13 protein-coding genes and 2 pseudogenes are annotated in these 20,739 nt (G+C 46.1%); 12 read left to right on the top strand and 3 right to left on the bottom strand.

Annotated elements, in window-relative coordinates; genetic code table 11:
* Positions 1 to 96: 96 nt before the first annotated feature.
* The 12 genes and pseudogenes from C0638_RS08025 (at position 97) to C0638_RS08075 (ending at position 16,810) form a co-directional block, all read left to right on the top strand.
* The gene (locus C0638_RS08025) at positions 97 to 723 is read left to right on the top strand and encodes a hypothetical protein (protein WP_058712166.1); all 627 of its coding nucleotides are present in this window, start codon (positions 97 to 99) and stop codon (positions 721 to 723) included.
* Between the two features lie 216 nt (positions 724 to 939).
* A complete protein-coding gene (locus C0638_RS25605; protein ID WP_233902296.1) occupies positions 940 to 1,161 on the top strand; it encodes a hypothetical protein in 222 nt (73 codons plus the stop codon).
* Between the two features lie 596 nt (positions 1,162 to 1,757).
* A complete protein-coding gene (locus C0638_RS08030; protein ID WP_013373868.1) occupies positions 1,758 to 3,476 on the top strand; it encodes a methyl-accepting chemotaxis protein in 1,719 nt (572 codons plus the stop codon).
* 434 nt (positions 3,477 to 3,910) lie between these two features.
* On the top strand, positions 3,911 to 5,875 hold the full coding sequence (locus tag C0638_RS08040; RefSeq protein ID WP_058712167.1) for an elongation factor G: 1,965 nt from the start codon (positions 3,911 to 3,913) through the stop codon (positions 5,873 to 5,875).
* A gap of 269 nt (positions 5,876 to 6,144) precedes the next feature.
* A pseudogene (locus tag C0638_RS25610) lies at positions 6,145 to 6,309 on the top strand (BBE domain-containing protein); the annotation flags it as partial.
* A 674-nt stretch (positions 6,310 to 6,983) separates the two neighbouring features.
* On the top strand, positions 6,984 to 13,106 hold the full coding sequence (locus tag C0638_RS08050; RefSeq protein WP_233902297.1) for a carboxypeptidase-like regulatory domain-containing protein: 6,123 nt from the start codon (positions 6,984 to 6,986) through the stop codon (positions 13,104 to 13,106).
* A 19-nt stretch (positions 13,107 to 13,125) separates the two neighbouring features.
* On the top strand, positions 13,126 to 13,905 hold the full coding sequence (locus C0638_RS08055) for a class B sortase (protein ID WP_058711378.1): 780 nt from the start codon (positions 13,126 to 13,128) through the stop codon (positions 13,903 to 13,905).
* A gap of 203 nt (positions 13,906 to 14,108) precedes the next feature.
* Positions 14,109 to 14,679 (top strand): annotated as a pseudogene (locus tag C0638_RS08060) (uracil-DNA glycosylase).
* Positions 14,680 to 14,876: 197 nt separating this feature from the next.
* Positions 14,877 to 15,338 carry a DUF4303 domain-containing protein gene (locus tag C0638_RS08065; RefSeq protein ID WP_267893768.1) on the top strand — a complete coding sequence of 154 codons (462 nt, stop codon included), beginning with the start codon at positions 14,877 to 14,879 and terminating at the stop codon, positions 15,336 to 15,338.
* Entirely contained in the window at positions 15,301 to 15,438 is a 138-nt protein-coding gene (locus tag C0638_RS25980) for a hypothetical protein (RefSeq protein ID WP_267893769.1), read from the top strand. The genes C0638_RS08065 and C0638_RS25980 overlap by 38 nt, the downstream gene beginning before the upstream one ends.
* 51 nt (positions 15,439 to 15,489) lie before the next feature.
* Positions 15,490 to 16,131: a hypothetical protein gene (locus tag C0638_RS08070; protein WP_058711379.1), complete on the top strand. Its 642-nt coding sequence runs from the start codon at positions 15,490 to 15,492 to the stop codon at positions 16,129 to 16,131.
* 142 nt (positions 16,132 to 16,273) lie between these two features.
* Entirely contained in the window at positions 16,274 to 16,810 is a 537-nt protein-coding gene (locus C0638_RS08075) for a hypothetical protein (RefSeq protein ID WP_058711380.1), read from the top strand.
* Between the two features lie 67 nt (positions 16,811 to 16,877).
* Here the strand turns inward: C0638_RS08075 and C0638_RS08080 are convergent, their stop codons facing one another.
* From C0638_RS08080 to C0638_RS08090, 3 genes are all read right to left on the bottom strand, one after another.
* The gene (locus C0638_RS08080) at positions 16,878 to 17,258 is read right to left on the bottom strand and encodes a hypothetical protein (RefSeq protein WP_058711381.1); all 381 of its coding nucleotides are present in this window, start codon (positions 17,256 to 17,258) and stop codon (positions 16,878 to 16,880) included.
* A 207-nt stretch (positions 17,259 to 17,465) separates the two neighbouring features.
* Positions 17,466 to 19,460 (bottom strand): serine hydrolase domain-containing protein, encoded by a 1,995-nt coding sequence (locus tag C0638_RS08085; protein ID WP_058711382.1) that lies wholly within the window; start codon positions 19,458 to 19,460, stop codon positions 17,466 to 17,468.
* Positions 19,461 to 19,626: 166 nt separating this feature from the next.
* On the bottom strand, positions 19,627 to 20,715 hold the full coding sequence (locus tag C0638_RS08090) for a GntR family transcriptional regulator (RefSeq protein WP_013373855.1): 1,089 nt from the start codon (positions 20,713 to 20,715) through the stop codon (positions 19,627 to 19,629).
* Between the last annotated feature and the right edge of the window lie 24 nt (positions 20,716 to 20,739).

The following is a 20,739-nucleotide window of genomic DNA, read 5'->3' on the forward strand; positions in this document are numbered from 1 at the left end:
TTTGCTGAAGCTAACTCTACAATCTGTTATTGTCTTAATGGATTTGTATCTAAATGTAGCATTCATGTTGAATAAGTTTATAAAGGGGCATGCGCTATGTCTTTAAATAATCAAGAGCTTCACAAGGAATCGATTAAGTACCTCACAACTGCGCCGATTCGCGAAAATGATCCTAGGTTTATGAGCGCATTAGATGATGTAGTCTATGAGTTTTTAACAAAAGAAGAGGCAGACTTAATAGAAATCTTGTATTTTAAATCTAAGAATGCCGCATGGCGAAATAAAATTCTGAGAGGTCTCATCCAATGCAAGGAATTAGAGTTGAAAGATTTTTTTCAGAAAGCTTATAAAAAAGAACGATACTTAGATATGAAACTACTCACGATCCATGGGCTGGCCCAATATGCTACCGAACAAGAGATCGACAAGGTCATCAATCATTTCTTAAAGCTCTTAATAAAAAGAGCAGAGACAACTCCTTATAACTACTATGAATATGAGTTTCTAAGGTCTGCTTTCGGGTTTCCTCTTCTAATTAAAAAATACGGGTATTCCTGTTTTGAAAAGGTATATCAACAAGTCGAGAAACAATATCAGGATATGCCAGAAGCATTTAAGGGGCATTTGACCTTTGATGAAGATGGGAAGCAAGTTTCGTTGAGAACTCCGATGAAAATAAAGCAAATGATAGATCGTTTTTATGAATCACGAAATCTTCGATAAGCTGAGTCCAAGAAGTTGAAAAGCAGCGACGACTATAACAATGATGAGGTTTGTTGAAAGGAGAATAGAGATGACCGTAAAGTTTACTTTGAATTATACGGATGGAGATTTCATCGAAACCATAGAAGTTCCAATTTATAAAGCGTATCGCAAGGGTACTTCTTTTCAACTGTATCATTTAAATCGCACCCTACTCGTATTGAACACAAGGAATTGTTGGTTATCGATGAATCGGGGATTGCCCCAGAGTGTATGTTTAAAAGTGTTACAGAATTTTGTGAAAAAATTATCCCTTATTTATTGAATAGGAAAAATGAGTCATTGTTTTTATTCGGGGAGTACTATGATGCAGAGAAAGATAAGATGATGGACATTGATGATATTGAGATTCCCTGTTTAATAGGCGGGGCAGCCACCTTACAAGAAGAGGAAAAATAGTCTGGGACCTACAGAGGTAGTCGCTGAGGAACCTGAATCAATAGATTTTTTAATTAGCGATAGTAGTGGTTGTAATATGATATGAAAACATAGCAAATTTCCTTGTGCAGCTTGGACGGTACCTCATTAAGTTTCTTGAAGGAGAGTTGTAGAATCTCTTTGGACAATAAAATGAAAGTTTTAGTTTAGCCAATAGACAGTATTCTTCATTATGCCGATGATGGCTAAATTTTTGGCTAAACTTATTAAATCTATAAGCCTCATTGTTTAGAGAATCTAATACAGTACGCCATTTTTTAACCGCTGACCCTTCTGCGATCCATGCAGAGGGGTCCTTTGCTGTCAAAATGAAGCAAAAGGATTAAGGGTCAGAGTATTTCGATTGTGATTTAAAAATTAAGCATTTCCTCCCTAGGAAGAATGGGGTTTGGAAACGTAATCCCATGTGTGTGACTCTTGGTTTCTAACAATTTCACGATTTCGTCATAACTCTGCTGTATAGAAAGGTGTTTAGCAAACCATGTCGAATATTATTTTATGTTACCTCGAGAGGGACTAGATGGGAGTGAGGCATAATGAGAGGTAGGAAGTTCACGATGACGATCAGGAACAAGGTAATTCTAACGATCGTCGTTACTGTAATCACTAGCCTTGTGATCGGAGGCGTTGGGATTTACAATCTGAAGCGGGTACAATCCTCGCTTGAGGAGAGCCTTAGTATTAGGGCGGAAGTCATTGATCTCATTCGTACAGCAGATATCGACCTATATCAGATGCTGTTGGCAGAGCGATCGCTGTACAGTTATGAACCAGGGTCGGAACAATTTTCGAAACAACTGGAGGATTACGAGAAACAAAAGGAGTCGGCAAAGAAGAAGCTTAATAAGTATAAGTCAATTGGAACAATTTTTGATAATGAGGAAAAGTTGATTCAAGACTACGAAGCAACGGTTGCAGCGTATGATTTGGTCTCCAAGAAAGTGATTGACGGATTATCGTCAAAGGATTCAACTGTCCGTGAAAGGGCGAATCTTCTTTCTTATCAGGAGGGCAGCGAAAAGTTTGATCAGATGGAAGACGCTTTGGATCACATAGGCGATCTGTACTACGATGATAATCAAATCATGTTGGACAGCACACAAAAACAATACAGCTTCCTGCGATTGGTCAGTATCCTCTTAACATTGGCAGGCTTGATCGCTTCATCGTTGCTTGGTTATTTGATCATCCGATCCATCCATCATCCGATCCGTTATTTGCGCGGACGTGTGCGAGAGATTGCGGAGGGCAATCTGGCCGTCGATATACGTACTTTCTCCCAGGATGAGCTTGGGCAATTAACCGCTGATTTTAATATAATGGTATCTCGTATGAAAGAACTCATTTCGACAGTAAGCCAATCGATTGGCCATGTAAATACTTCTGCTCATGAACTTACCTTTATTGCGGAACAAACAACGGCAACCGGCGAGGAAATGACGTCAGGCATTAATGAAATTGCAGTTGGTGCTTCTGAGCAAGCATCCTTGACAGAGGCAACGAGCCGTGAAACGATGGCGCTATCGGACACGATTGAAAAGGTAAATGTAAGGAACAAAAAAATGACCAGCTTGTCTTCAGAGGCTGAAATCGTCTTAAGAGGCGGCATGGATAAAGTAAAGAAATTACAGGATCACAATCTCCAAACGACAGAAGCAAACCAACTGGTCGTACAACATATTGAAGGACTGGCAGAACAGATGCTTACGATTTCCACAATCGTACAAACGATTAATGAAGTATCTGAGCAAACGAAGCTCCTCGCATTAAATGCGAGCATAGAAGCGGCGCGTGCTGGCGAATCCGGAAAAGGATTTGCAGTTGTCGCTACAGAGATTCGCAAGCTGTCGACCATGACTTATGAATCAACAGAGAGAATTAACACAACTATTGCACGCCTCAAGTCAGAAGTTTCTCAAACGTTGCAGGTCATGAATCAGACAGAGGTGATTATCTCCGAACAATCTCTTATTGTTCAGGAGTCGGGAACGGTATTTGAATCGATTATGGATATGCTAAAGGAAATCATTAGCTCGATTCAAGAGATGGATGGGGATATAGGGCAGATGAATGTTAGCAGGGAACAGGTCATCTCATCCATTATCAAGATATCCGATGTAGCTCGAGACGCAGCTTCTGCCACAGAAGAGATAAGTTCGGCTTCTAACGATCAGAGTCAAGCGTATTCCCATCTGCATAGTGCAGCTGAACAATTGAAACAATCAAGCCAACAAGTGAGCGAAATGATCAGCAGATTTCGAATTGTACAAGAATAATTCGTACTGAGAATAAGAAAAGGAGCTATCTGACTACGGATGGCTCCTTTTCTGAGTTTTTAAGATCTGCCTTCGGATTGCCTCTACTAATTAAAAAATACGGATATCCCTGTTTTGAAAAAGTACTTCAACAAGTCGAGAAACAGTATCAGGATATGCCAGAAGCATTTAGGGGGAATTTTACCTTTGATGAAAACGGAAAGGCAGTTCAATTGAGAAGTCCAAACGAAACGAAGCAAATGATTGAACGCTTTTTCGCATCACAGAACCGTTACTAATCAGCCGGATAAGGAGGTAATTCGGTATCACTCATCACAGCCAGATAAGCCCCCAATCTTCTCCGATTTTAATTGGAGTGTTCCTACCCACTCTCCCGATTTCTATGCTTTAATAAAATGAGCAGTATCAACAAGAAGCGTTGAAAGTGGGATTCTATGAAGCGACTAACGATTGGCCTGTTCGCCCATGTGGATGCAGGTAAGACAACTTTTGCGGAACAGCTGCTGTACCATACGAACAGTATCCGATCGCGGGGGCGGGTGGATCATCAGGATGCGTTTCTGGACAGCCACGACATCGAGCGGGCAAGAGGTATTACGGTGTTCGCAGATCAGGCGGTAATAGAATATAAGGGAGATAGCTATTACATAATAGACACGCCCGGACACGTCGATTTCTCCCCGGAGATGGAGCGGGCGATTCAGGTCATTGATTACGCCATCCTGATTGTAAGCGCAGTTGAAGGTGTCCAGGGTCATACGGAGACGGTCTGGCAGCTGCTGCGCAAGCATCGGATTCCGACGTTCTTCTTTATCAACAAGACAGATCGGATCGGCGCGGATGCAGGCAGAACCGAGGCGGATATCCGTCAGCAATTGACGAGGGAAGTATGTTGCATTACACAGAGCTTCGCTGACGGCATAGTCGGCGAGCCGCTGCGGGAGGCCATGGCGGAGCGGGACGAAGTCCTGCTAGAAGCATTCCTGGAGGGGAGAGAGGATTCCGGCTTCTGGCTGGAGGCTTTGCAGAGGATGATAGCGGCGGGTCTTCTCTTCCCCTGTGCTTACGGCTCTGCGCTTCAGGATACAGGCGTCATTGAATTTCTGGATCAACTGCATCTGCTGGCGACAACCACTTATGATGAGAATGCTTCGTTCCAGGGGCGGGTTTATAAAATTCGGCACGATGCAGGCGGAGCGAGACTCACATTCATTAAGGCGCTGGGGGGTCGGCTGAAGGTGAGAGAACAGCTTAGTTACGAGAGCGGCGGGGTTCAGTATGACGAAAAAATTACGCGGCTCTTCTTGTTTAATGGCCTTAAATCGCAGCCGGTGGAACAAGTAGAAGCCGGCGATTTGTTTGCGGTTACCGGATTGTCCGCCGCCGAGGCCGGACAAGGCCTGGGGTCGATATCAGATAAGTTAGCTTACGATTCGGAGCCAACGTTACAATCGAAGGTACTATTCGACAATTCGCTACATGTACAGAAGGTGCTCGGTGCCTTTCGCACGCTGGAGGCGGAGGAGCCGTCTCTGAACGTCGTTTGGGATGAGAAATTGCAGGAGATTTCTATCCGCGTCATGGGATTGATTCAACTGGAAGTGCTGGAGCAGCTTGTTAGAGAGCGGTTTGGCTTGGCTATCTCTTTTGGACAACCGGAAATCTTGTATAAGGAAACGATTCAATCGACTGTAAAAGGGTACGGCCACTTTGAACCGCTCAGGCATTATGCGGAAGTGCATTTGCTGATTGAACCGGGAGAAAGAGGCAGCGGCATCATGTTCGATAGCAGATGTCATGCCGATGATCTGAATGTCAGCTATCAGAATCTGATTCGGAATCATCTCTACGAACGGGAGCATCACGGACTGCTGACCGGCATGCCGGTCACCGACGTGAACATTACGCTACTGAAGGGCCGCGCGCATAAAGAACATACCCATGGCGGTGATTTTCGTGAGGCTGCCTTTCGAGCACTACGGCAGGGTCTGGAGAAGGCGGACAACGTGCTGCTGGAGCCTTATTACGATTTCAAAATCAAGGTTAATATCGATGAAATGGGCAGGGTGCTGTCCGATATTCAGCGTGCTTCAGGTATTTTTAATCCACCGCAGACAATCGGAACGCAAGCGGTGGTCACGGGCAGGGTGCCTGTATCGACTTTCATGAACTACAGTGCCGAATTCGCATCCTTTACGCATGGACGAGGCAGTATTCGCTGCGTGTTCAGCGGCTACGACCGCTGCCATAATACGGAGGAAGTTATAGAGCGGATGGGCTACTGCAAAGGGGCAGACCCACTGTATACATCCTCCTCCATCTTTTGTGCCAAGGGGGCAGGTTACTCGGTGCCATGGGATGAGGCGGAAGCTAAGATGCACCTTGAATTAGAACCCTGAATGATCTTTATTAGGAAACTAAGCAACTAAGAAATTATCGTGAGTAGTACATTTAATAATGTACTACTTTTACGATTCAAACTGGGCAGTTGCCGTTACTAGGACAGGTGTCCCTACATAGAAATAAGCTGATGAGAAAGGCTTATGTCATGAGCAGGGATGGTGTAAAGTAGATGGCACAAAAGTCGAAAAAGAAAAGTACACGATTAACCGGAAGGATCGTACTTCCGGGCAATCCGTCATACAATACGGCCAGAATGGAGTTCAATAGGGGGGATTATGTGAATTTCCCCGATCTGCAGATTAAGAACTGGCCCAAGGCGTATTATGGCGAGAACTTTGGCAGATTGAAGCAGGTGAAACGAAAGTACGATCCTCATAATGTGTTTCGTTTTGCTCAGAGTATTCCAGTGGGTAAACAGGTCAGGAAATAACAATACGCACACCAGATCGAATTAAAACAAGGAGCTGTCGACGGCAGCTCCTTTAGCAATTTAGCTGATAGCGACGATAAGCTGAACCGTTCCTAAGAGGCGCCGAAAAAGTTGAACTTTCGCAAGTGATTTTAGACTCCTTTGGTATGTGAAAAAGTAATTTCCTAATACACTTACCAACTTGGAAGGAAGATTACATAGTTTGTATATGATAAATATATTTATGTTTTATTTACAGATTTTTTGAACGAGGACTCTTAGGTCAAGAGTATTACTTTTAGCCAATGAAAGGTTCCTTGAACTTAAAAATATTAAATTTTAATTAATAAAAATCCGATAAATAAGAATGGTCAATCTTACCATACGCAGTCTATTAAAAATCTCATAGTACTGGTGGATGCAGCATCAGAGGGAGGTAATATGAGAAATGAAGAAGGGAGGAATCCATGTCTAGCTTACTATGTATAGTTCCTTAGACTTGTATAAAATCGGGTCTAAAGTCTGGCAATTGTTTAGAATTTGTCTAGGTCTCTATATTATAATGATCGGACACGCCATATAAATATGGCGAATTTGGTAACTTTCTGTTGTAAGCGGCGAAGATGACCAAAGATGAAGGGAAAAAGTTACTGGCCGCTCCAAAAAAAATTTTAGAAATGGAGGAGATTTTCGTATTGAAACAAAAAAGCAGTTTAGGTAAAACTATGCTATCTTTCTGCCTGGCAGTTTTGCTTGTCTTGCAGACAGTGGTATTCCCTGCTGCTGCATATGCGGATGACGAATCCGGCTCGCAGAATGTGGCTGAATCGCCTTCGGTATCTGAGGCGGTGTACGGCGCGCCAGACCAACCGTCGTCGGCAACTGAGGCGGTGTACGCTCCGCTGCTCACTTTCGCGGCGTTGACGGCAAATCTGACGGACAAAACGGCGGTGCTGGCGAACGCCAATCCGACGTTCAAGCTTACAGTGAAGCAGGGTAACCCTGAAGCTGTGGTTCCGGCAGGGGGCGAGATTAACGGCCGGGAGAATTTTACCCTTGAACTGGATAGTATCGCTGTGCCGACCAAGGGCGACGATCTCAATGCTCCGCCCGAAAGTGTGATTCAGCAGGGGGATTATGCCGTCCTGGATAAGGCGACCTACTTCCCTGGTGTGAATTTGGCGCCTACAGCTCCTATGCCAATCAATCAGGGCGGACTGAAAATTGCTACCGTCCAGTTTTTTGCCGATTCAATCAAAATTACGTTTGATGGCGCAGGGGTATATGACGGCAGTAGACGCGACGTCAAAATCGGCTTTTCCGCTGCTGCTAGAGCGGCAGATCAGACCCCTGGCGGTGGCGGGGATACGACCATTTTCGGAGATGGCTATAAGTTTAAAAACTCGGATTTGGTGCCCGAGTATACCATTACTGTAAGCTCCTTAAGCAACGGCGGCTATGACAGTGGGATTAACAGCCCTTCTTTTCAAGAGGGTACCATTACGTGGCGAGCGGTAGTAACTGCAACTGACACGGACGATAAGACCATCCCCATGCGGCTGGACGGGTTGACTTTCTCTGATGAGCTTGCGAACGTCGGTGTATATGTGCCTGGGTCCTTCACTGTGGATGGAAATGCGGCAGATCCTGATTATGCTGCTGATCGCACACTTTTCTATAAGTTCCCAGACGCATCCACTGTAGATAACGTCAAAAGCACGGCGACTATTACTTTCAAAACGTGGATTCCTAAGAATAGTTATTACTACGAAAAGAATGGCAATTTTGCTGATCAGTATGGATGGAACCGCATTGATAATACCGCAAAGCTTTTGGGTGACGCTACCGATGTGAAGGCTTCATCAAATACTCATCGGATTGCTATACGCCCCAACTGGATTGCGGCGAGCGGCAAGCCGGGCAAGAGTGGAAACGATACGCTCATCACGTGGACGGTTGAGGTCAACAAAAGGATTAACAATAACGGTGTACTGTCCAGAACCGGCTTGCAGAACGTTAAAATTACAGACGTCCTGCCCGACGGGACGGAGTTTGTTTCCGCAACCTATAAGAATGGGGACAGCGGTACGGATACCCCAATTACCCGTAACGCCGCAGGGGAGTACGAGATCGGAACCGCCATCGGCGGGAATCTGGACGGGCCCCTCTATATGACAGTTGTGACGAAGGTGACAGACAGCAGCAAGTCAATCTTCGATTACAAAGCGCGCGCAAACTGGGAATTGGATGTGAAGGATGGAGGAACTGCCATCCAGAACAACGATGCAACCGGCTGGGTCGCTCCTGCTGCCGTTGTGGACACTGCACAGGTTAGAATTGGCGCACATGCCTTCACGAAAAGTGCGACCACAACCACCGCGCTGCACAACGTCGCAGGCACCAAGTGGACGATAAACTTGACGCTGCAGTACAATCTGGATGCTCCAGTCGTCTATGATTTGCTGGTTCACGGCGATTCTCTCGATGTACTGAATAATCTGGATGCCAATCCTAAGGTAACGTCGACAACTCTGGATGCAATCAAGAGCCAGATCGACACCAAGCAGCTTTGGCAAAAATACCGTGACAATACGCTGACTGTGAGCAATGGGTTGAACGGTGAAGTGATCCCCTTGACGGTGAACGGCGAGCGGGTGGCGGACCTTATCAAAGTGACCGGGTACAAAGGAGATGTACCAGGGAGCGTTTCCTTTGAGTCTGTCACTACCAACCCGGATAACCTGTTCCGCCAGGATAACGCTGGAAACACATGGAGCAACCGGGGACTGCTCTTCGACGGTGACGATTATGTGAGTCGCGCCGAAGCCAACACCTCGAACCTTGTGCGGATGCTGAACAAGGAGATGCTGTATGCGAACACGGCGGGTTTAGAGGGGGTTGCAGCCGATTGGAACCGAAACTATTCAGGCCAATGGAGCGACAGCATATGGAAAAGAACGCCCGTGGCCAGCGACCCGAATTGGTATATGGACAACTCCCGTCCTGACAATTATATCCTGGCAGGCTATGACCGCAAGGATAGAACGGTCACCTTCCGGCTGGCGGTGAACATGCCAGGCTTCAATACGGAGGAGATGGCCAAGGATGGCGGCACCCGTGTAGCCAGCGACATCAAGCTGGTGGATGTATTGCCGGAAGGCTGGGAGTTTGTAGATTATGCTCCGGGCGAGGCTTATAGACTTTATAAAGGTGGTACCGGCTATAGAACCGATGGTAAAGGCGGAAGTGGTAGATATGCACAGGCCGTTTCAGTCATTGCGCCGGGTACGCCTCAGCATGTGGTGAGCTTTACCAAGGATGACAATGAAGGAACCTTCACCTTCTCCAAGCTGGAGAGTCCCTACGTCATTCTGGTGAAGGCGCGTCCAACCAATGCCGCGCTTGCCAATTACAAGCTAGGCAATAATAACGCCGGGGAGAATCAGGCTATGTTCTCCATGAAATGGGGAGACAAGCCGTATAGTGCTACCGAAGCTCACAGAATCATTGTACCTGTGCAGTCTCTGAGCAAGACGGTGCAAAAGCCTGTTTCTGGTGTACAGGAATGGACGGTGAATTACACACCTCCGTTCGAGATGAAGCCGGGCGTTTATCTGCTGGATACTCTCGCCAAAGGTCTGAAGCTGCGCCAAAATGCGGAGGGTGGCCTATCCCTCGAACCTTCCGACATCGCTGTCTATCCCGGTAAGTTGAAGCCGGATGGCACTTTAGAGCGTAACGGAGGACCGCTGAATCTTGCGGATCCGAATAGTGAGGTGAAAGTCACCGCAGGCACAGACCCGGCAACCGGGGGATCGACGCTTAGGTTTGATTTTGTCGATCCGAACAAGTTCTATCAGATCGTTTACCAGACCGAATCCCAGGGCATGCAGCCGGGAACAGCTGGGAATTCCATCAAGCTGATGGGCGATGATTCCCTTCCGCCGATCGGAGCGCAGAGCAGTATTATGCTGGACGCGAACGATGTAGCGGGAAGTGCCAATGAAAACGGCCTGCTCTTCCTTAAAAAAGTCGGTCCCGACGGTATAACACCGCTGAAGGATGTAAAGTTCCAGTTGCTCAATCCTGACGGTACACCGGCTAGGGATAAAGAAAATAATGTAATGGTGGAAAAAACGACGGGCACGGACGGCAAAACGAATTTCATTATTCAGGTGCCAGGGGATTATTTGCTCAAACAGACATATATTGATCTCCTCACTTACTTGCCTACGACTACGATATACCGGGTACGTGTCATCGATGCGCCCGGCAAGCCTGTCCTTGTTGATGGACAGAAGGTGGAATCGAACAATCCGCTGATCGTTCCTACACCGGCCGAAGGCAAGCTGACCATCAGCAATAAGGTGGAAGGCAACGGCAGCGACCCGCACAAAGAGTTTGAGTACACCGTGACCTTCAACGGCGAAGGCAAGGACGGAGAGTACACCTATAAGAAGCCAGATAATACGTATGGCAAGATCAAAAGCGGTGACAAGATTACCCTCAAGCACGGACAAACTGCGATGCTGCCGATATTGCCTGCGGGTCTGGTTTATACCGTAACCGAGGGCGATTATACGACCGTTGACGGCTACACGACTGATCCGGAGACGAGAGAATGGTCCGGGACAATTGTGAATAAAGGCGACCACAAGGCGGACTTTGTTAATGAACGGGTTGTCAACAAGCTGACCATCAGCAATACGGTCATGGGCAACGGCGGCGACAAGGCAAAAGAGTTCGAATACACCGTCAGCTTTGCGGGTGCAGGTAAGGATGAAAGCTACTCTTACGTGAAGTCGGACGGCGACAAAGGTTCGATCAAGTCCGGCGGTACCCTTCGGCTCAAGGATGGAGAGACACTGGATGTTTTGGACCTGCCTAAGAATCTAACTTACACAGTTACCCAGAAAGACTACACAACCGATGAATACATGACTACTCCTGAGGAGCGGTACTATACCGGAGTCATGAAGGGTAAAGATGAAGTTGCCCCATTCAAGAACATGCGAGTCATGACGGGGAGCCTGCTAATCAGCAACAAGGTTCAAGGTAATGGCGGTAACAAAACGAAGGCGTTCAAGTACAAGGTCACCTTCACAGGCGAGGGAGCAAACGGCTCCTACTCCTATGAGAAGTCGGACGGCAGTAAGGGCACCATCAAAAGCGGGGATACCTTTGAGCTTAAAGATGAGGAACTCTTCATTGTGGAAGGACTTCCTACGTATCTCCAATATACGGTGACCGAAGATAATTACACGGACGACGGCTATGTGACAGATCCTGCTAGTCTCATTCGCACGGGTACCATTCCGGTGAAAAGCGCGGCTGAAGCACGCTTTGTGAATACCCGCCAGCTTCCAGTTCTGGAAGGCGTGCTCCGTGACAACAACACAAGAGAAGTCATTCCGAATGCGTCCATCACAGTGACCAATCTGAAGACAGGCGAGAAGCAGACGATTCAGACGAATGAGAAGGGTGAGTATTCGGTCATTGCCGAGGCAGCTACCGACTACACGATCACATTTACGAAGTGGTATCCGGTAGGCGGAAAGGATGTGCCTGTCGAGTTCACGCAAAAAGCAAATGTGGACAGCAGTGTGACGGACGAGACCGTTCCGGCTGATATTACGGCGGTAGGTATTGTGCTTCTGAAGCAGCCTGAAGGGCAGACTTCGCTGCTGGACAGCAAGCTCGCTGGCAAGATGCACATCTACTTGCGGGATGCCAGCAACCAGTATGTAGTGGATAAGAATGGCGCTCCCAAAGCGTTCAACCTAGAGTCGAACGGCGTCTTCTCAGCGGACGGTTTAGCCGCGAAGACTTACAAAATGGAAGTGCGCTACGAAGTGGCGCCAGGTCAAGAATTAACGGTCCTTCAAGCGGATCTGGATGTGAAGGCCAACGGGGAATTGAATATTTCCCAGGGGCTCGTTGACCCGTATGGCATCATTACGGATGCAACAACCGGCATGGTGATTGAAGGCGCTGAAGTGACGCTATATTATGCTGATACGCCAGGAAACACAGCGAGCGGCATCGTGCCGGGCACGAAAGTAACGCTGCCAGCGATTCCGGGCTTTGCACCGAATGATAACGCCAGCCCAAGTCAGAACAGTGACGCAAACGGCGCATATGCATACATGGTATTCCCGAACACGGATTACTACCTGGTTGTAACCAAAGCCGGGTATGATGCGTATACAAGCCCAACTATCTCGGTCGGAAGCGACATCGTACGCCACGATATACAGTTGAAGCCGATAAGTTCCGGCGGCGGTGGTGGCGGCAATAGCGGCGGCAGTGGCGGCGGAACTGGGTCCGGCAGTGGCAGTAGCGGTACCGATAACAGCGACGACGGAGCAGGCAACGTGAACAACGGGGCAAGCAACGTGAACAACGGAGCGGGCAACGTGAACAACGGAGCGAGCAACGTGAACAACGGAGCGAGCAACGTGAACAACGGAGCGAGCAACGTGAACAACGGAACAAGCAACGTGAACAACGGAGCAAGCAACGTCGACAACGGAGCAAGCAACGTGAACAACGGAGCAAGCAACGTTAACGGTGGAGCAAGCAACGTCGACAACGGAGCAGGCAACGTGAACAACGAAATCAACAAAGGCAACAAAGGCAACAACGCAAGCGGTAGCGTCGACAATGAAGTCGCCAATGGCGATTACGAGCTGGACGATGCTCCGAAAACAGGGGATAGCAGTCCATCGCCAATCTTCTATATGGTTTTGGCGCTGATATCCTTGATTACGATTGGATTCTGTTTACACAGCGGCAAGAAGAAAAAGCATATTCAGTAACCGGAAAGGCGGTAAGAAAATGAGTAAAACTAAAAAAGTTCTTATCGCCGTTTCCTTCCTTGTATTGGTATTCTCTCTCGCCAATATAGCGAGAATTTTCCTGTGGGGTTATGCCGATCAAGTGAAAATCGAAGAGTTAGCAAAAGTTTGGGAGGAACAATCGGACAAAGGAGGAGGGGAGGCGATCCCCTCCCCTTTGATTACGAAAGCGAATGAGCCGGTCATGCTCCCCGAATTTCGAGAGCTTTACGAGAGAAACCCGGACATCGTCGGTTGGCTGAAGATTAACGGCACCCGAATTGAGTACCCGGTTATGCAGAATCCACAAGATGAGCAGTACTATCTCGATCATGATTTCGATAAAAAGAAGAGCAAACTCGGTCTCCCCTTTTTGGACGAGCACAGCCGGATCAACGGTTCCGATATTTTACTGATTCACGGACATCATATGAAAAACGGCTGGATGTTCAAAGATTTGATGAAGTATAAGCAAGAAAGCTTCTATAAGGAGCATGCTACGTTCCAGTTCAGTACACTTTATGAAAAGGAAGAGTATGAGGTTGTTGCCGTTATTCTGTCACAGGTTTATCGCAAATCGGATGATGTATTTAAATACTACCAGATTGAGAAAGTAAGTACGCCGGCCGAGTTCGATTCGTATGTTCAGAACATCCAAAAACTTGCTCTTTACGAAACGGGTGTAACCCCCCGTTATGGTGACAAGCTTATTGTACTGTCTACGTGTGAGTACTCGACCGAAAACGGTCGGTTAGCGGTGGTTGCCCGAAAGCTTAAATGACGATGTTGAAATACGGAGTTAAGCTGGTTTATATCGCGTTCTCCTCTGGAGGACGCGATTTTTTTTTACGCTTCTTTTGATCCAGTTTAGGTGCCCTTACTTTTTCCGATGGACCCGTTATGCTGAACCTTAGGCAAGTTTTTGCTTGAGGTGGGCATAATAGATTCATTGTGTGTGAAAGGAAGGAGCTACACGACAAGGAAATGGATCATCCTTATGTAATTTTACCTGAAGAACAAGCACCCGATGGTATAGAGCATTGTGAAATTTGCGAGCTATCCAAGCAGCGGAATCGTGTCATCTGGGGTGAAGGAAATCCGAAAGCTCCACTTATGATGATTCTGGATAATCCCGGAGCCCGGGAGGATCGGGAAGGAAATTCGTTTTTATGCGGTACCCGAGAAACACTACAATACGGCATGAGAGAGGCTGGGATAGACGAATGATGTTTATGTCACCTATTTGCTAAAATGCCGACCGATGCGTGCCTATAATAAACCCGAGGCTAGAGCCGCGTGTCTCCCTCATCTACAGTTGCAGCTCTTTCAGAAGCAGCCGCTTGTATTATTTCGATTTGGTAATGTCGTAGTGGAAGCCATATTCTCTAATAAGGAGGGTGCCAGTGTCAAGGAGTTACGAGGCAGCTGGTATGAGTTACAGGGTACGCCCATCAGTTTCACCTATCACCCGCTTGCAGTAAGAAGACGACCCAATCTACTTAGGTTCTTCGTAGAAGATTTGAAAGCTTTGAAGGAGAAGTGGAAAGAGATTTAGCTCAAGCAGGATATATAGATTGACGAGAATATTAAAGGAGAGAGGCTGGTTGTGCCAGCCCCTTTTTCATTTTTTTCTCCAACTCTGTTTTTAAGCGCTTATTTCCAGGATTCAGGCAAGAAGTAGGTAGATTTAGGACAAACAATTTTTATAATGGAAATAAGATATATATTTTATGGGGCTAAGGGGCGAATGTCATGAAACCGACGCAAGAGATAGAGGCGCTGACGGCAGAGATTGCCGATGTGGCTAGGACGTCCTTTCGCACTCTGTTTGAAAATGGCGAACGTTACTATTACTGCACGCTATTTACGACTGGAGAGGGACATGCGCCAAGCATCTCCGCCTGGTCATGGGAGGCCTTGGAGAGAGAAGCGGCCAGGCAAGGAGAAGAAAGCGACACACCGGAATCAACGATTGCGGAACTCATCAAATGGTCCTATGCCGATTCACCTTATTGTTGTTTTAGAGATGAGAACTTCGATGATGTTAAACAATTGTTTATAGAGCGTCCTTCCATTGCGGAACTTGAAGCTGACGAATGGAATCGTGAATTTGATTCGAGGCTGAAGGCCATGGAGCTAGCGATGAAAAGGCTCGATGATGAAGGCATTATTTGCCTTGAATCAACCGCGAGAGTCTGTATGCGTCCTTGTTGAGGTCATGCCGCCAGATGAGATCAATACCGAAATCGCCCTGCGTTTGAATCGGGCGGAGTCTCCGGCTATGCAAGCATGGCTGGCGGAAGCGGCAGAGTAAGGGTATTCGCATTTAAGCACCTCGTTAAGTTTCTTGAGGGAGAGTTGTAAAATGCCTAATGAAAACCAAAAGAATATTTTAGTTGAGAGAACAAATTGTATTCTTTATTATGCGGGATCGGCCCTATTGAACGAACATAGTGCAGGCTGGATCGGTGGGAATGCACCTGAATTTTTTGATGATCAAGAAGACCTCATTCACGAAGGTAACCCAAAATATGTTTTTTACTTGAGTCTCGTCCATCCCTTTAAACCTGAGAGTATGATTTCGGTCTTCATCCCTGAAGACTATGAGGAGTATTTGGAAAATAACATTTATCCTAATTGCTCGATCAAGGTGATTGAGCATCCCATTTCGACTGAAAGCGTCAAAGATATGTTTACTAACCCAGGTCTTATAAAGCATGCAATTTCAAACGGGGAACTAAGCCATGACGAAAAATCGATGGATCAGTCTTTTTTAATCAAAGTAGGCGGAAACCCGAGACTTATTCAAAATGAAGACTATTATTTTACGAAGCTGAAGGAGGAATCACTCTCTTTTTTATTTCAGGTAGATGAAGATGGCTATCCCGAAACGTTGCTTCAGGAGGATTACAATTATCCTTTTGGTTTTGGATCACTATATATTTTCGCCAAAATGGGGACGACTGAGATACAACATCCAGTAGCAGGTTTTTGGCAATTCTCTTGATATAGCGTGGGGACCTTTAGGAGGACTTGAACGGCGGTGAGCCCATCAAACGATTTTCGGCGTGCGTATGCCCCATTCGCACAAGCAGGCAGCCCGCCCCTGGCGTAAACTGAATTATAATCAGTGAGCGAGGTGAACTTCCATGGCACAATCCAAAGAGATGCGTGCACGGGCTAAGAAGTTTCAAGGCCGTCCGGTCTGTGTCACCCTGCACAACGGAGAGACTTACGTCGGCTACATCACTGACGTTAATCGTGGCGGGTTGGTACTTGCGAGTGCTGGAGCTCCCCCACGTGCTTCTTCCGGGAAGCAAGATTCCCGATCTCTCAAACGCAGAGCTGGTGCGCATGCCCCAGGCGTCCGTCTCGGCAACCGGAGAAGCGGCGCACGCAAACCATCTGGCCGTTCGCGCTCCCGCAAGCCGGATGCCAAGGTGTCGGCATTCCTACCGATGATGGGCTCGCTGTTCGGCGGACTTGGTGGACTTGGCGGTGCAACTGCGGGCGCAGGAGGGCTTGGAGGTATGCTCGGCGGCGGCTTACGGCTGTTCGGTATGATCCAGAAATTTGTCCCGGTTGTGAAGATGGGCTACGGTATGATCAAGTCCATTCGCCCATTTCTCAGTGCCGTTAAAGGCTTGATGCCCTCGGCTAGTCCGACCACGCCGAATAACGAATAATCGTTAACCTGTGGGCTTTAAGCTCCCTTTGGGTGGTCAGAGGGGGCTAGTCCACAAACCATTACGACTACCACTGTCTAATCCAGATTGGCTTGAACTCGCAATAACCCATTTCTTTTAGTAAATCCCAGGCATGATCCAGAACTTGAGGTCTCCCCTGAATCCAAAGCTCTTGTCGTTTTGCCATCAAGTAAGAGATGATTTCAGCGATATGCTTGGGTTTACCCAGATGAATGACAGTTTCCATTCCATTAATTTGTGCTGAAATGTCATAAAAGGACCAAGAAGTGTGAGGCTCTTCTTCAGGAGGGTCTGCCTGGAAGATTAACGTAATCTTGATGTTTTTATTTTCTTTCGGAGATAGGTTTAAGATGAAGCTAGACCCGCCTGTATACCAATAAACGAATGCATAACCGTCAACCGTAATATTTCTCATTTGGCTTTTCATTATTTTCCCCCTCACTATATGTTGGTTAAAAGATGATCGGCACCTGCGACTCACCTTTGATTTAATTATGGCGTGGCAGAGCCTGAACATTCCGAAATCAGATTTACGAGGAATCCGAAAAATGTAAAACGCTACTGATGTTCCGTTGTCAGTAGCGTTTTTGTATATTAGGAGTATTATTTTACTTTTTCTATTTAATCTTTTGAATTAGTGACTGATTGGCAACGTATAGTAATTAAATGCTTGATCCAACAAGGCACTGGCTTCTTGACGCTTCAAAAGCTGTTTGGAGCGGAAGTCTATGGAGCCGTCTACATTGATCTTGGTATTCGGGTCCATGATACCTTGGGAAACCAAAGCTGTGACTGCTTTAACTGCCCAAGCATCCGTTTCGCCACTCAATTTAACCTTAATTCCAGGCTCAACCTGTTTCAGGTTCTGGATCATTACCGCCGCCATTTGTCTAGTGATAGGAGAATTAGGCTGATAATTACGTAGTCCGGCCATCATCTGCTTCTTATTCGGTTCAATCATGAAAGGTTGTTTATACCACCCGTGGGCGCGCAGTAGCACTTCTGAGAATTCTCCCTGAGTCATCGTTCCTTTCGGATCGAAGAGGTTGGCTGACTTTCCGCTCATGACTTCCAAAGCATTAAGGTTGTTTATATATGAAATATATTTACTATCCGCAGGTACATCAGAAAATGGTGAATCAATGTTTACTTTTTGCGCATAAGCAACGAGGTCTGGGAGCTGCATGTAATACAAATATGCAATATGGCCTGCTTCATTTTTATTAAACGTCAATTTATTACCTGATTCATCTTCAAATAATAAAGGGTGGATCATTTTTAGTGTATGTTTGCCTGATGTTCCTGTCTCCATTATTAATTTCCCGTCCGAATACGAAACCTTCGTCCTTAAGGCAGCGATACGCGTGTTTTGGTATAATCCCACGTAGTCTTGGGCCTGCTGCTTACTTAATGTCGCGTAGGTTGACTTTGGAACCTCTGATTTTCTCGGATAATAATGATTCATAAATTCTTCATATACGTCAAGACTCATCATGGAGTCGTTATTGTAGGACATGTACATCGCTGTATTCTTCTCGGGCAGAATAACAATCAAGGAAGAATGCCCTGTAACATTCCCTCCTTTTAGAATCACATGCTGATTATTCATCTTCTCTTTGAAGTAGCCTTCGAATCCAATTGTTGTAACCGGGAACTCCTTGTCAGGGAATAATTGGTATGTGTGCATTTGCTCTATGCTCTTTGGACTCACCACTTCTTTACCTTTGTACTTGCCTTTGTTCAGGTGCATAATGAGGTACTTTGCCATGTCATCTGCGGTTGAGACGATACCGCCTTCAGGTTTTTCCGTTGGTTTAAACCCGTCCAAGGGAATCAGTTCACCTGTTGGTCCATAGTGAGCAGCCATTCTGCTTAACAATTGGGGTGTAAACCGCACACTCGTCGAATTCATGCCTAACGGTTTGAAAATATTCTTTTCCATATATTTGGAATATGACATACCCGTTACGTTTGCTACTGCATATCCCGCTAGCATGAAACCAAAATTGTCATAAGTGTACGCTTCTCCTGGAGGCCTGACCACAGTTGGCATATTTGATGCAATGTACTTCTTCATTGGGAAATATTTGTCCGCGTATTCTGGATGCATCTCCATGAGAATATCTGGTTCATCAAATCCACTTGAATATGTAAGTAGATCAAACATCGTCAGTTTTTTTCCTGTTTTATTCGGAACCTTTATTCCTCCTAAATACTCTTGGATATCGTGTTTTAAATCCATTTTTCCTTTATCAACCAACTGCATAGCTGCCAATGCAGTGAATGACTTTGTAACAGAGCCGATTTGAAAAACGGTATTTTTATCAACAGGGATTTTTTTGCCTTTGTCGGCATACCCGTAACCTTTGCTTAGTATCACTTTCCCACCTGCGACGACCACAAAATTAGAACCAACGGTATTAAACTTTTTCATTTTGTCCGCAAAAACACCATCTGCAAAAGCTTCTAGTTCCTTGGCATCTCGCGGCCCCTCCAAGCTAGCCTTTTCAGATGCAACTGGTATGTTAACGGGTGCGGCAACTGACGCGCCGTTGGGTGCCATACATGCGGTAGTTATCGTAGTAGATAATAGTAGAACCGCGAGAATGGTGTAAATCATTTTTTCCATGAATGGTTTCTCCTTGAAATGTATTTTTGCCTTATCGTCCGGCAAAACCAAGTATGGCAAAGGATTTGTCATACCAACAAGTTACATTTCGTCACCCACCATACCAAATCACTCCAAAGTGTCATATGACAATTAGGCACTAGGTTTAAAGGGGCTATGAACCCCTTCAATTCAGTTTCTTCTTTACTGTCTCTCCTTCGATTAACACGGGCTGGTAATAGGTGTTGTTGCTTAGATCCTTTTTTCCTTGCAGTTTCTTAATTACCCAATCGGCGGCATCACGGCCCATTTGTTCCTGTGGGTGTGTCAATGTCGTGAGTTTGATGTTCGCATTTTTGGAAATATAGGAATTATCTTGACCAATAATGGACAAATCTTCGGGAACGGATATTCCAAGTTGTCTGCATACATGTACAACTTCTAATCCGACCTCGTCGTTATAGCAGACAATTGCGGTTAAATCGTCTCTTTGTTCGGTCAGGAATTTCTTCAAGTTGGTGGATAGGTCCTGCTTTGTCTCTGTATAGAATGAGAGCACTTGCTCTGGGTGAAACCGTAATTTGGCTTCTCCAAGCGCTTTGATATAGCCCTTCATTCGATACTTTCCTTGTAAATCGTCCATTTTGGCAATGATGCCAATCTGTGTGTGTCCGTTAGCGATCAATTCTTTGGTTGCCAGATAGCTGGATTGTACGTCATCGAGGCAAAAGAAGGGAACCTCCAACTCTTCATAATAAGCATTAATCATGATGAATGGAACATCCTGTTCCTTGAACGTCAGGTAGTAAGCGATATTGGGATTATATAGATTGCTCTTTGTAGGCTCAATGATCAAACCGTCTACACCAAAGGACAACATCATCTCCAAAGCTTTCTTTTCCTGTGCGACATCATTATTGGTGCTCGCTAATAGTAATGAATAATTATCTTCATTTAATCTGGCTTCAATCCCGCGAATAATAGAGGGAAAGATGTAATCAGAGATGTAAGTCGTGATGACTCCAATGGTTTTATTACTGGAATTCCCACCGGTTTTTGATCGGAATTGGTTGCTGACATAGGTGCCAGATCCCTTTTCACTTCTTAAAAAACCTTCGTTGGATAGTTCTAAAATAGCCTTGCGAACCGTCTGGCGACTAACTTTATACTTATCCTGCAAAGCCAATTCCGTTGGAATTTGTTCTCCTACGCTGTATGCTCCTGAAAGAATGTTGCTTTTTATATCCTCAAGGATAACCTGATACTTTGGTTTCACTTTATTCCTTCTTTCCAAGTTGTT

The organism is Paenibacillus sp. lzh-N1 (assembly GCF_002872435.1).
GTDB lineage: Bacteria > Bacillota > Bacilli > Paenibacillales > Paenibacillaceae > Paenibacillus > Paenibacillus polymyxa_C.